This is a genomic window from Bradyrhizobium sp. 147 (assembly GCF_023073935.1).
GTDB lineage: Bacteria > Pseudomonadota > Alphaproteobacteria > Rhizobiales > Xanthobacteraceae > Bradyrhizobium.
On record NZ_JADPKL010000130.1, the window covers coordinates 1 to 12,773 of the forward strand.

General features: G+C 58.6%; 8 protein-coding genes and 2 pseudogenes. 3 read left to right on the plus strand and 7 right to left on the minus strand.

Going from position 1 to position 12,773, the window contains the following annotated elements; translation table 11 throughout:
* Positions 1-229: 229 nt before the first annotated feature.
* Positions 230-358: pseudogene (locus IVA87_RS30690) on the plus strand (transposase); the annotation flags it as partial.
* A 122-nt stretch (positions 359-480) separates the two neighbouring features.
* Here IVA87_RS30690 and IVA87_RS35200 read toward each other — a convergent pair.
* The 5 genes and pseudogenes from IVA87_RS35200 to IVA87_RS30715 form a co-directional block, all read right to left on the minus strand.
* A pseudogene (locus IVA87_RS35200) lies at positions 481-1,410 on the minus strand (SIR2 family protein); the annotation flags it as partial.
* Positions 1,411-1,501: 91 nt separating this feature from the next.
* Positions 1,502-2,845 carry an alpha/beta hydrolase gene (locus tag IVA87_RS30700; RefSeq protein WP_247336653.1) on the minus strand — a complete coding sequence of 448 codons (1,344 nt, stop codon included), beginning with the start codon at positions 2,843-2,845 and terminating at the stop codon, positions 1,502-1,504.
* 10 nt (positions 2,846-2,855) lie between these two features.
* Positions 2,856-4,010: a serine protease gene (locus tag IVA87_RS30705; RefSeq protein ID WP_247336671.1), complete on the minus strand. Its 1,155-nt coding sequence runs from the start codon at positions 4,008-4,010 to the stop codon at positions 2,856-2,858.
* Positions 4,011-4,030: 20 nt separating this feature from the next.
* Positions 4,031-4,705 (minus strand): M57 family metalloprotease, encoded by a 675-nt coding sequence (locus IVA87_RS30710; RefSeq protein ID WP_247336656.1) that lies wholly within the window; start codon positions 4,703-4,705, stop codon positions 4,031-4,033.
* Between the two features lie 5 nt (positions 4,706-4,710).
* Positions 4,711-5,793: a hypothetical protein gene (locus IVA87_RS30715; RefSeq protein ID WP_247336658.1), complete on the minus strand. Its 1,083-nt coding sequence runs from the start codon at positions 5,791-5,793 to the stop codon at positions 4,711-4,713.
* A gap of 832 nt (positions 5,794-6,625) precedes the next feature.
* Between IVA87_RS30715 and IVA87_RS30720 the strand changes: the two genes are divergently transcribed.
* Both IVA87_RS30720 and IVA87_RS30725 read left to right on the plus strand, forming a co-directional pair.
* A complete protein-coding gene (locus IVA87_RS30720; RefSeq protein WP_247336661.1) occupies positions 6,626-7,129 on the plus strand; it encodes a hypothetical protein in 504 nt (167 codons plus the stop codon).
* Positions 7,122-7,562, plus strand: a complete 441-nt coding sequence (locus IVA87_RS30725; RefSeq protein WP_247336663.1) for a hypothetical protein — start codon at positions 7,122-7,124, stop codon at positions 7,560-7,562. Before IVA87_RS30720 ends, IVA87_RS30725 begins: the two co-directional genes overlap by 8 nt.
* A 386-nt stretch (positions 7,563-7,948) precedes the next feature.
* Here IVA87_RS30725 and IVA87_RS30730 read toward each other — a convergent pair whose 3' ends face one another.
* A complete protein-coding gene (locus tag IVA87_RS30730; protein WP_247336666.1) occupies positions 7,949-9,862 on the minus strand; it encodes an ABC transporter ATP-binding protein in 1,914 nt (637 codons plus the stop codon).
* Positions 9,859-11,721 (minus strand): ABC transporter ATP-binding protein, encoded by a 1,863-nt coding sequence (locus IVA87_RS30735; protein ID WP_247336668.1) that lies wholly within the window; start codon positions 11,719-11,721, stop codon positions 9,859-9,861. Before IVA87_RS30735 ends, IVA87_RS30730 begins: the two co-directional genes overlap by 4 nt.
* Positions 11,722-12,773 lie beyond the last annotated feature (1,052 nt).

Sequence of the window (12,773 nt, forward strand, 5' to 3'; positions counted from 1 at the left end):
CCGGGCAACAGACTCTCCGCGGCGATCCGAGCTCTCTCAGCTTCCGACCGCACACGACGTCCTGACGGCCCTTCAAGAATCTCCAGCCGGCTCACCGACACCGCCGATGAGCCGTCCAAATAGACGTCCTTTTTGCTGTCCAATCCCATCCGAAGCCTCCGTCCTAACCGGAGGCTTCTTCGCACAGCCATCCCAGTCCCGAAGCAAGGGTTCCCGCTTAGCGCTTACCAATAGCGACGGGCGGCGCGAGATTCTCGGCATGGACATCGGCCCGTCCGAGGCCGAGACGTTCTGGACCGCGTTCTTGCGCAAGCTCGCCCGCCGCGGCCTGCGTGGCGTCAAGCTGGTGATCTCGGATGGCCTCATAAGCCAACCAGCCTCTCGCCGTCTGATGACGGCTCGGTCCTTTGCCATGACGGATAGATTTGCGTTCTCAGTGGCGAGCTTCACGGCGGCGGGGTAACGGGAGAGCGCGTCGTATTGAATCGCGAAGCACGCAGCGGATGGGTTGGAACGCAGGCAATCGATAAGCGCCTCGTTGATATGCTCGTCTCCAAAGGAATATCCCAAGATGAAGAGGGCGACGGGACGCTCACCGCGCTTTAGAAATGTCTTCAACCGGTCCGCCATTATCAAATAAGGCATTCGCCGGCTTTCATCGTATTTCAGATGTGAGGGGTGGATGAGCAGCTCATCACCGTCTTCTTGTCGATCTGTGCGGACCACGAATTTCGACGTTTTGTTAAACCGCCAATTGATGGACCCATGCAGCTTCCACAAACGAGCCCACCTCTGGGGGACCTCTCCGTCTTCAATTGCTTTTTGATCGAGGAAAGGACGAGAGGACCCGACGAACCCGTCAAAATAGGGGACCTGCTGATGCTCCAGAGCCTCTTCAAGGAGCATGTCGTAATTCGTCGTAAATAACTCAGTCGATGGAGAACGATGGCGCCCGACGTACTCCGCGAGCGAATGATGAGGGGTCCAATCAAGTGGAAGCGATCGCTTCACGCGAGCTCCGATGGCTTTGCAGATATGGGAATCGAGAGCTGCCAGCTGATCAGATGAAAGTCCCCTGACGCCGGCTTTCCCGGCTACTTCGCGAAACTGTCGCACCCGGTTGAGCATCAGCTCAACGTTGGGCGAATCGATTTCATCCTCCTTGAAAACTTCCAAAAGCTTTGAATACGCTTCTTTCGTATCCTCAGCAGCCATCAAGACATCGTGGATGTAGGCAGTGAGACCTCGAATATCGGGTATAATTGACGACATTCCCGTTCCGTTGTCTCCATCGACCATAACTGCGCAAGGGCAGCCTGCACCGAGGAAGAATCCGATCGGGAGTTTGTCTGCAGCGAGCGTTTGCCGCAGCTGCGATACACACTGATGGGCGTCGTGCCCGAATGCCATTGTCCGATTCCTATTTCTCGAAAACCTGCTTCTTGCAGCAATATCGCAGCTCACTGAGTGGTGCTCCGGGAGCCATCAGCGCCCAAAAGCTTCAGTAGGGGTACATCCAGTAGGTCGTATCGGTCTCGTCGGGCATCGAACGTAGAGTGGGGGTCCGCTGCGGCGGTTTAAGATGTGCCGAAGAAGAGATGATCCGGCCGATGTCATCGAGAACCGCGCGGCTCGTTGAGTAAGTACTGTGGTTTAGGGCAAACATTTCGCTCCCGACGGCGGAAACATCAATCGTTTCGATGCCAGGGACCAAGGTTGGGCCGCTCTTGGTCACGAATCCCATTCGCGATTTGGATTGCGCTTTCTTCATGGAAGCAAGCAGTGCCAGATCCGTCGAGGAGGCATAGAGAGTCACCGCCCCTGCGGCTGCCTTAATCTGACTTGCACGTTGCAGATAAAGATCGCGGTCCACGTCAGGGGCAGCAAAAATCAGCTCGGTAATTCCAAGCGTCGTCTGGCTCAAGGCGGCTTGCTGCAAGGCGCCGAGGACGACTTCGCTGCCGAGGCTATGCGCAATGACGATGATTCTGGAGACCTTTCCCTCCTTTTTGATCAGCTGGAGAAGATCGAACAGCCCATCCGGCGCGAACAAAGCACTCTCTCGGTCGTAGTCATAGTCCTTCCATCCACCCTTGGACGGCCAGGAATACATCATCACGTGACCTTTATAGTTGGCGTCGAAAGCGATTTGGGCCGCCTTGAAAGCAGCGTCTCGAAACGCAACATTGTAGCCATGGACAAAGAGCATCAGGCTATCTGCCGGATTTGCGATAGCGGCCGCAAACTCTTCGCGAGAGAGCCGATTCAGCTTCTGAATTCGAAAGTGTTTTCCGTCCCGCTCCGCCTCTTGAATTCCCCACCAGTTCGTTCCAGGAATTTCTACTTCGCCCATCTTGTGAATGACCGGAATGCTGACCGTCACATACCCAAAGGTGTTGGAAGCGGCCCGGCCATACGAGATCTGGCTCAGTTCCAGACCTGGCCCGCCTGTCACAACACGATTGGTGGCAAAGTAGACCGGCACCAAGCCCTTAATCGCAGACTTGTCGACCACCACCTCGGCTCCGGTGGTGCTCTTGTTGGGAGGCGCCTCCTCGCTTGCCTCACCGGTCGTCGGCCGCCGTGGCCGATAGCCATGATAGTGCCGGACATGGTGGTAGTACCCAGGGCCGTAGCGGTAGCCATATCTCTTCAGAGCGCTCCCATGTTTCTTGGGAGCCTTGTGGACATGCGGCTTGAGCGGCTGCGAGGCCGGCCCCTGATGGGCGCAACCGGTCGCGAGCGCGCAGAACAAAACGATGAGCACGGTGCGGAGACGTCGGCAAACCTCTCCGATCCGTTGCAGACGGTTCGAGGCCCGAATTTGCGATGCAAGCATGACCATCTATAAACACCTACTTCGCAAGGACCTGAGACACGTTGACCGTAGCCCCCAGCCATCCGCGGTACCTGTCCACAGCGGGCCCGCTGGTGAGCTTATAGGTGAAGCGTGCCTGCGCTCCGCCGTCGTTAATGGTGCAAGCGATATTGCTTGCACCATTTGCCGTCTCGACATGCCATTTGCATCCTGTGATGCGGTAGCCGGGTTCAGCAGGGAAGTTTTCGGTATAGTCCGCCGAATGCTCGGCAAACACGACCGGGTGATCGTCCTTGGTCTTGTCAACCGTATAGGAGCGATCGATCTGCTTCGGCTCGACGAGCTGCGATACCGGCACGTTTACGATGAGGCGGCGGTCTTCGGGCACAAGAGTGTGGATTGCTCCGGCCAGAATTTCCGGGATCTTCACGCCGGCGTTGGCCTGGTTCTGCACATGCGTGGAGTTCAGCTTGCTCCAGTTCTCAAACGAGATCGTTGTGTCGACCCATTTCGTCCAGCAAACGGACGGCTGGGGAATGGCGGCTATCATGTTGTAGAGTGGGCTTGCGGTAATCAGGGTCGCGGGGATGATGAAGTTGACACCCGAAACCTGTGCCTCATTCCACTTGACGATACCGCCGACCGCGATCCCGAGCAGTGCGCCGAACTCATTGAAGGCTGGGGCGCCGCTGTTGCCGACGTTCATCACCGTATCGGTCTGCCACCGGCCATTGGGGCTACTTTGGTTGCTGATCAGGCCGCTCGATATGCTGAGATCCAGATCGAGAGGGTAGCCGAGCAGATACAGCTGGGTGCCCATCGGGGCCTGCTGATTACCGTCGATCACCGGCATCGGACACCGCGAGGCTCCCCCGCTGTTGCCCGCGGGCTGGGCCAGTTCGAGGAGTGCCAGGTCTCGGGTATCGTCGCGATGCACGGAAGTGACCTTGATCGGGTTCGCATTGCGCGATCCGAGCCGGGCATCCACCTCGAAGGTCTTGTAGTTCTCCTCGCGTCCGATCACATGGCTGTTGGTCAGCACGAGGCTATCGCCGATCAGCAGCCCGGAGCCGCCACCGACTTCCTGCTTTCCGTTGAACATTACGCCAACGAACTGGACGTGAACCGTCCTGACGTTGTAGCGCGCGGCAATCTGCACCGCCGCACGGTCCGCCCGCGCCGGCGCGCACATCAATGTAAGGACGCCAAATGTCAGGATGGATAGAACGTCCTGACAGCGGCGATATCGAGTGGGCTTAATTGTCCGTTTCCGTTCCATGCTGAATTACAATAGTTCATTATTGAATCGGGATCGTATTTGGTGACTTTGTAATCGCCGACTGAGCCTGACGCTTTTTCGTTGCGGCACTGCTCCGGAGCATCATCACGATTCTGCTCATGCGTAAAGCCAAGCGCATGTCCGAATTCATGGACAGCGACCGCGCGAATGCAAAATTCGCGTTTGTCTTGGCAGCCTTTGCTCCAATGTTTGAAACTGAAATTGAGAGTCATCCCCGAGGGCTTGCCGTCGAGGTATTTTCCGACGACGTCCGTGTGAGCACCCTCGTCGGCTATCCGCACATGAACGCCTGGCGCGCCGTCGGTACAGGCGGGCCACGTCTTCGAAAACCAGACGCCCCCTTGCGCCGCTGTCTCCCAAGTCTCGGCAACGGCTTTCCGAACGAGGTCGGCATATTTGCTGTCCTGCGCTTTTAGGTTTTCCCAGCAGACCGGGATTTCCTTGATGTCCCATTTCGAGCCGCGGATGACCGTGCCGAATAACTCCATTTCGGACACACCCGAAGGAAGCGCAGGCTGAGCATTCGCGCTCCAAGACAGTGAAAGCGCGAGCAGCAGTACGAGTCTGGGCAACCACAGACGAAACATGCTTTCTACTGCGTCGGAGTTGGGCTCGGCGGGAAGACCGGCACCGGCGCCACAATGAAACCATTGGTCCGAGGTCCGCCCCCGCCACGGCGACCGCCAGCTCCCGCTCCTCCCGGGAATTCCTGCGATTTCTCCCCGCCTGGGGAGGGCGCTGTATAAATGGGGTTGTCCTTCGATCCGAGCGGCGGCGTTGTTGCCGCATAGCCAGCCGAGCCGGACTTGGCTCCATTGGCGAGGACCGCATTCGGACCATTGATGTAAATCCCAAGATTGCTGAACTGCTGCGCGGAGGCAGAAGCCTGGACTGCAGCGGGGGTCCAACGCACCGAATTGAGGGAGTACTTTGCCTCGACGCCGCCAGTCACCTGAACCGAGAAAGTGTAGGTCATTTGCGCTGGCTCCGCGCTCTCCGAAGGCATGGCGGGCGTCAGATTGTTGGCGGAGATGAGAACAGCGTTGTCCCGCAACCACGTCGCAAATGGCTTCGAAGCATCGACAATGATGCGCTTGTAGGCGACACGGTCTGGAAATTTGTTTTCGGCGAGGGCCTCGAGCTCGGCCAAATCAGTGGGCGTTCCACGATAGCAGCCACGTTCATACGTTGCCGCGCCGGCCGCAGCCGGCGTCGAATCCGACGCAAGCTGGGCGTTCTGCTTCATGAGGAAAGACCAGATCAGGTCATAAGTGTCCTGGGCCGAAGCAGTGGGGCCTACATGAGTGACGTCATTGCTCGTCGCGTTCAGAATCCGCTTGTAGTCGAACGCTGTACCGGATCCGAGTCCGCCCGTATCGGTCACCTTCAACTCCAGGAAGAAGGTGCCATAGAGAAAGGGGTCGATGTCAAAATGAGCGTACCTGTCGAACGCTTCTTCAGGCCGGGTTTTGTAGATTTTCAGGTATTCCTTCCGCCTCTCGCGCTCGATCTGGTAGAAGGTCACGACCTCACACCTGATTGACTTGAGAAAATACGGCAGCTCACCGGCTGTGATCACGCCGGTCTGCGGATCATGAATGTAGTAGAGGCTCGTGCACCCACCCATGGCAAGGCAGATGCCAGTGCATGCCGCGGCGCGGCTGAATTTCCACATGATCGCCCCCCGTCCGCGTCGCTGAGCGCGCAGATCTCCCGCGCAAATTGATAAACAGTCGCGTCGGTTCGTCAATAGCATCGTGACCACATTGCAGCTTTTCGTTGTCCCCGGCCCTGTTGGCGCAGATTTTCCGCGCGCCGCGACCGCGTCATTGAAAGCCAGGCTGAACAACAAGCAACATCGGCACCAAGAGGTGTGAGCAACGCGTCGAGCCGATTGCAAACAGATCAGCACGCGCCTATCGAAGAAACATATTGCTTGCGTGATTTGGACGAAGATTTTGCCTGGGCCCGTCAACAACCGAACTGAGAGAGAGGCCTTTGCTGTCTGGAAAAAGGCAGCTCAAGAGCTTGCTCGCGGGCACGAGGCGATTACGAATGCCAGTCGGGACGAGCTCAGGAAAGCTCTGGTTGATCTTGACGCGCTGTTTCGCAGTGCTCCCGGCAGCATCCACAAGGCCTATCGAAATCTGACGGAAGGCGGATCGAGAAGGCGCGGGAAACCTTCACCGACTCGATAGGAGACGGCCACCTTTCCTGGTCGCTATCCGAAGAAACGCCCGAATTGGCGGCCTTGAGGATGGGCGACCTCATACGGGAAATCGATCGGGTGCTTGCCGAGCGGCGCTCTCACTGGCCGATGGCGCCAAGTGAGTGGCACTTCGAGCAGCTCGGATGCTGGTTCATTCCGCGGCAGGGCGTCAGCGCATTGCGCCCTGCCCGACGGGGGCAAGCCTACTCAAAGCGAGCTCTTGACACCTAGATTCGGGGACTAAAATCAGAGTAAAGCGTTGTAAAACGTTCTTAACGGTGTGATGTAGGTCTAGGCCATGCCTGACGTAGCCTTGGAAAAGATAGAGACGGGCGAAGCAACGGCCAGCGAGGCCAGGCGGCTCATTTCGGAATTGCTCAAAGAGGGATCGGAAAAAAGTCTGGAGCGGCTCTACGCCACGCTCGGCGCGTGGATTTGGAACGCGCTCGAGAGCCGCCGGCGTGATCCGGAGCTTCGAGAATGGTTCGACATCCTGCGACGGACGAGCGCAACGCTCGCGCCGAGGAATGCTGCCTACGCGGAGCGGTTCCGAGCCTTCTACGATCTTCTGCAAATGTCGATCAACACCTCCAAGCTCGCGCGTGTCAGCGTGGTCGCGATCCTTCGGCTGCTCCGCGACGCGCCGTCGTGTCAGATGGAGAAGGCAGCGATCGCTAAGAGGTTAAAACTCAGAGACGCCAATCTGAGCCGTATTTTACGGCTGATGATAAACGCGATTTGTGGAACGAACGGCACAGGGAAAATTCGCTCATTTCGCTTTGACGCGCGACGGTTTGCTTGAGCTGGAAAAGCGCGAAGGGAAGAAGCGCAGCCAAGTGCCCGCACTCCTGGGAGATAAATGCTCGCCAGTTGGAGCCGCTCACCCTCACTATCTGGTGGCAAATGTGGATGCGGTTCTTCGCTCCTTTGACCTGGCGATACGGAACTCTGGACACGCCCCGCATACGGCTGGGCTGCTTAGTGCCGGAGATAGTGGCTTCCGTCGCGCCATGGAAGACTATCTGCTTCATTTTCAAGGACCCGCACCTGCAGCGCCCGAATACATGAAAGTGAGGACTAAGAATTCATACCAAGGCTTTTCCGTCACCGTCGTCCAGACAAAAAAGACCGAAGCCCACGGCTCTTACGCCATCGAGGCGGCAAGCAGTCCCAAAGCCGCCTCATTCCCCGTAGGGGCGCTGCATCTGTACGAAGAGGATGAACATGTCGAATGAGGATCTCAATGCCCGCCGCCCGTGCGACCGTCCCCAGTAAGAACTTTCCTCGCCGTCGCTGCCGGCGACGCTACCGGAGATCTGGTGAATAGCTTTTTCGGCTGCATCTTCGCACTCGCCGCATCACTCGGTGCTGGCCCTTGGTTCGAGCGCGCCTTGATCAAACGCGCTCATCACGAGATGACGCGCCTTCACGGGGCGGAGTGGCGCGGTGGAGATCCCTAACTGCCTCGCGTCTTCAAAAGAATCCGCCATAATCGGATGGCGTATCTCGACGCAGGCATGCCGAAGGCCGCGGCGGGCGCTGGAATTGTCAGGCTCGATCCGAGCGAGGCTCATCGTCTCGTCAGGCGTCACCGGTAGGGAAAGTGAACCAAAGTCGGATCTCAAGTTTGCGAATCGCTCTGTACCGAGCCTTCAAGCTCCTCCCTTGGAATATCGTCGAAAGAGGCGTAGTTCAGGTTGTAGAGTTTGGAATAGAGACCGCGTGCGGGCATCAGTTGGTCGTGGTTGCCACTCTCAATCATCTGCCCAGACTGGAGCACGATAATGCGGTCCGCTCCGCGGATCGTGGCGAGCCGGTGAGCGATGACGAGGCCCGTCCGCCCCTCCAATAGCCTGATCAGCGCCTTTTGGATCAACATCTCGGTGTAGCTGTCGATATTGGCAGTGGCCTCGTCTAGGATAAGGATCTTGGCATCCGCGACGAGGGCGCGAGCGAAGCTGATCAGCTGCCGTTGGCCCAGAGAAAGATTGCCGCCGCGTTCGCCAAGCTGGGCTTCATACCCTCCGGAAAGTCTCATGATGAAGTCATGAGCGCCGACTGCCTTGGCAGCTTCGATCACCTCTTCACGCGTGGCTTCAGTCTTGTGGTAACGGATGTTCTCAAAGACCGTGCCGGTGAAGAGGAAAGGTTCCTGCAGTACCATCGAGACCTGTCGGCCTAGCGATTCCTGTGTCAAGTCTCGCACGTCCTGTCCGCCGACCAGCACCTGACCTTCCTGCACGTCGTAAAAGCGGTGGACGAGCGCCATGGCGGAAGACTTGCCCGAGCCGGTGGGGCCGACAAGCGCAACGGTCTCGCCGGAATTGACCCGGAAGGAGACCTTCTTCAGCACGGGGTACTTTGAATTGTAGCCGAAAGTAACGTTCCTGAACTCTACCGAGCAGTCCATGTCCGGCGAAAGCACCTTGGCGTCCGATTTGTCGTTAACGTCTATCTTGACGTCCAGCACGTCGGTGAGCCGCTTGCCGGAGGCCATGGCGCGCTGCATGACCGAATATTGTAGGGTCAGCGAGCGGATCGGGTCGAAGAAGCGCTGGATGTAGAACAGGAAGGCAACTACCACCCCGACATCGAGCCGCCCGTTCAAGACCATGGAACCGCCGACAACGATGACGACGGCCATGGCAAGGCCGGTGAGGCTGTCGACGATCGGCACCATCACCTGAGCGTATTTGGCGGCCCTCAGATGCCTCTCCAGGTTAGCGCGCGCCTTGTCGTCGTAGAGCATGAAGTTGACTCGCTGGCGGTCCATGGACTGAACCGCCCGCACACCGTGGATGGCTTCAGCCAGCGCACCATTGGCGACCGAATTGGTTTCGTGGGCGGCCATAAATGCGTCTCGGGCCCGCGGCAGCCAAAAGATGCGGACGATGAGGAGTACTGGCAGCACCGCGAGTGTCAAAAGGCCGAGGCGGACATCGAGCCACAGCATGACGATGACGATGCCGAAGAGCAGCGCGATATCGCCGACCGAAAGCACGCAAGTTTCAAGGAATTCCTGCATGGAATTGACGTCGCCCTGGAGGCGCGACATCAGCCGCCCCACCTCCGTCTTGTCCATGAAGGATAGCGAAACCCTCTGTAGGTGGCCAAACATGGCGCGGCGTATGTCGAAGAGCACGTTCTCGGCTATTTGGCCGACGACAGTCTCCTGGGTGTAGCTCGCCGCATAATTGATAAGGATCGCCGCCGCAAACTCGGCTACCTGCCACGTCAGCGCTGCGCGGTCCTCGCCACCCGGGCGCGTGCCATAGTCGATCGCGTAGCGGATAATCAGCGGGATCAGGAGCTGGGTCCCGGTGAAGATCAGCACCGCGGCGACCGAGACAGCCAGCTTCGGACGATAGGGCCGAACGAACGCCCAGATACGCTTGAGGATGTCCTTATCGAAAGCGCGGCCGAACATCTCCTCTTCGAGGCGCTGCGAGCCGACGACAGCACGGGGCGGACGGCCTCCGTTGTCGAGCACGTCGTTGCGGTCGGCCTCGATCTCGCCTGCACGCCCCTGGATCATGAGCGCCGGTCCTTCAGAACCTCATCGCCAGGACGCACCTGAAGCTCATAGAGCGCGTTGTAGCGGCCACCCTTGGCGAGAAGCTCGTGATGCGTGCCACGCTCGACGATCTCGCCGTTCTCAACGAAGAGGATCTGGTCGGCGTGCATTAACGAGCTCAGCCGGTGGGCGATGACGATCGTCACGCGATCCTTGGCGAAGCGCCGCATGGCAGAGCGGATGCGTAGCTCGGTCGCCGCATCGATCGCCGCCGTGGAATCGTCGAAGACAATCACCGAAGGCCTGAGCATCATGGTGCGAGCGATCGCGAGCCGCTGGCGCTGGCCCCCCGAAAGCGATACGCCGCGCTCGCCAACCACGGTCTTGTAAGCGGTAGGCAGGCCGAGCACGTAATTATGGAGCTGTGCCGACTCGCTTGCCCGCTCGATCGGCTGTTCCTTGGCCCAGGGGTCGCCATATGCGATGTTATTCTCGATGGTGGTGGTGAAGAGGAAGGCATCCTGCTGCACCACCGCCACGCGCCTGCGCAAGGAGGTCAGAGTGACCTTGCGGATGTCCTGTCCGTCGAGCGTGATCCGTCCGCCCGTAACATCGTAGAAGCGCGGAATGAGATGCGCGATCGTCGATTTGCCCGAGCCGGGTGGGCCGACGATGCCCACGGTCTCGCCCTTGCGCGCCTCGAAGCTCACATTCTTTAGGATCGGCCAGCGCCCGGCCGCAGCGTAAACGAACGAAACGTTCTCGAAGCGGAGCGTGCCCTCCGTAATCGTCAGCGGCCGGGCATCCGGCGCATCCTTAACGGCGGGCTCGACGTCGAGGAGATCGAAAAGACGCGACCCGCATGTGGAGGCGCGTGCAAACGCATTGACCATCAGCCCGATCTGGCGGACTGGCATCTGCAGGATCGTCATGAACGTCAGGAAGGTGGTGAGCCTGCCCACGCTGATCTCGCCGGCAATCAACTTGCCTCCTCCGACCAGCAGCACCAATCCCATGGCAATAAAGAACGAGAAGGTCATGGCTGAGGTGCTGCGCACGCGAATGCCTATGCGCTGATGCGCAAGTTCCAGCGCATTTCTGGAGGCGCGATCGAATTTGAGCATTTCGTAAGCTTGGCTCGCAAAGGCGCGCACAACGCGGATGCCGCCGAGATTTTCCTCCATCGCGCGGGAGAGGACCGAAAGCCGCTCCTGTAGTTCCAGCCAGGTTCCGCGCAGCCGGAGCTGGGTGACGGAAGAGCGCCAGCCGACAAAAGGCACGAAGCTGAGCGCCAGAAGACCGAGCACCAGATCAGTGGAGATCAGCATATAAGCCCCGATGCCGATCAGCATCGTGAGGAGCACTGCACGGACCAGTGCTGTCGAGAAGTACATCCGCACACCGTCGAGGTCGAGCATGCCGATGGTGATCAGATCGCCCGAGTGCACTTGATCGTGGAAGGAGAAGCTGAGGCGCTGGATTTTCTCGTAGCATGCAAGGCGAAGTTCGTAGGCGAGGTGATGGCCGACTGCCTCGGAGAAATAGTTCTGCATCATTGTGAAGAGGCCGCGCAGCACGCTGACGAATAGCAGAAGGGTTGCGGAAATCCAGAGAGCGTGCCCCGCGGCAGCCCCTGTAGCACCGCCGCCCACAGCGGCTTGGGATTGATCGACGGCGCTACCGAGCAGCTGGGGAATGAGCAGTTGCATGGTTGTCGCAATGACGGTCGAGCCAATCGCCAAGGAGACTTGCCACGGGTGCCGCAAGTTCATGCGTGTCACGCGTACCAATGTGCTCAGACCACGGCCCCAGCTCGCCGCCTTTACGTGCGCGAGCGATTTCCCAATGTTCGTCGCACCATCAATGGCATCGCTGCTCAAGGTATGTTCCAGACTTATTCTTCGTGCCTTCGGGTCGAGGAGCCAAGCCACTCGATCAAATGCGCCTACTGAGCATTGACAAAGGCTACACGGATTCGACCTAACCCGTGTGACGGATTTACGGAGCCAGTATTGCAGTTCCGCTAAGCTCGATTCGGTTGATTTCCTGTGCGGAGCGCAGAAATTCGGCGATCACATTCGCCATATAGCGCACTAGCGCCAGGTAAGCTCCAGAGCGCGATAGATCGGGGAGATCAATTCCAACCAGAACGGGGGGCCAAGTTTGCATGGTCACGCGAAGCAGACGCATAAAGCAACTCGGCGCGGCTGCGAGATCGCTTTGCAGGACAACACATCTCGGAGCTGGCAAGCTCGTCGTCACTGGCGATTGGTAAGGGTGCGCTCGAAACTGTTTCTTTCATCGACGGGCCAGCTGGAGTCGTGGCGTGGCCATACCTTGGAGGTCCCATCAGTCTCGCCACAATCCTTCGATCGAGGTGGGGCGTAGCCGAAACCGATCTCGTCCGCTTCCGCTGTCTCTCCTCTTGGCCGCGGCTCCCCGCACAAGTGCGATGGTCCTGCTCTTGTCTCTTGCTCTCAGATGGGGGTGAGCCGATCTTGGCAATTTCGGGAATGCGATCGACGACACCCATCTAAGCTGACGGTCTCCCCGGAACTTATCACCGGCCAAATCCAACGAACTCCTCGTTGTCGCAAGAGCGCTTGAGCGGTTTGTGTTGCAAGTGACTTCACGTGTTTGGGCAACAACCGCGAAACCAACCGAGATCTCCCGCGAACGACTTCCACCGCCGGTGTCGAGCAAATTTGCTTGCGGCGCGTTCGCGAGCCTACTCGAGACGCCGCCTCCTCCGGTCAAAAACAACATCAAGCAGCGGCTTGCGGTGTTATGTTACCTTTACAAAATCTCTCCTCCCGCGGGTCGACGCCTGCCCGCTAAAGCGTGATGGCATTAAGTTCGATAGCCTGAATTTTTGAGGTAATTGGCGCATTCGTCGGCGGTGAAGGCATCGAGTGCGTGGCCGATTGCGGCG

What these genes read in the sequence shown, in the direction of transcription:
- IVA87_RS30730 (WP_247336666.1), bottom strand. Translation starts at nt 9,862, where the DNA reads ATGATCCAGGGGCGTGCAGGCGAGATCGAGGCCGACCGCAACGACGTG.
- IVA87_RS30715 (WP_247336658.1), bottom strand. Translation starts at nt 5,793, where the DNA reads ATGTGGAAATTCAGCCGCGCCGCGGCATGCACTGGCATCTGCCTTGCC.
- IVA87_RS30710 (WP_247336656.1), bottom strand. Translation starts at nt 4,705, where the DNA reads ATGTTTCGTCTGTGGTTGCCCAGACTCGTACTGCTGCTCGCGCTTTCA.
- IVA87_RS30700 (WP_247336653.1), bottom strand. Translation starts at nt 2,845, where the DNA reads ATGGTCATGCTTGCATCGCAAATTCGGGCCTCGAACCGTCTGCAACGG.
- IVA87_RS30705 (WP_247336671.1), bottom strand. Translation starts at nt 4,010, where the DNA reads ATGTGCGCGCCGGCGCGGGCGGACCGTGCGGCGGTGCAGATTGCCGCG.
- IVA87_RS30720 (WP_247336661.1), top strand. Translation starts at nt 6,626, where the DNA reads ATGCCTGACGTAGCCTTGGAAAAGATAGAGACGGGCGAAGCAACGGCC.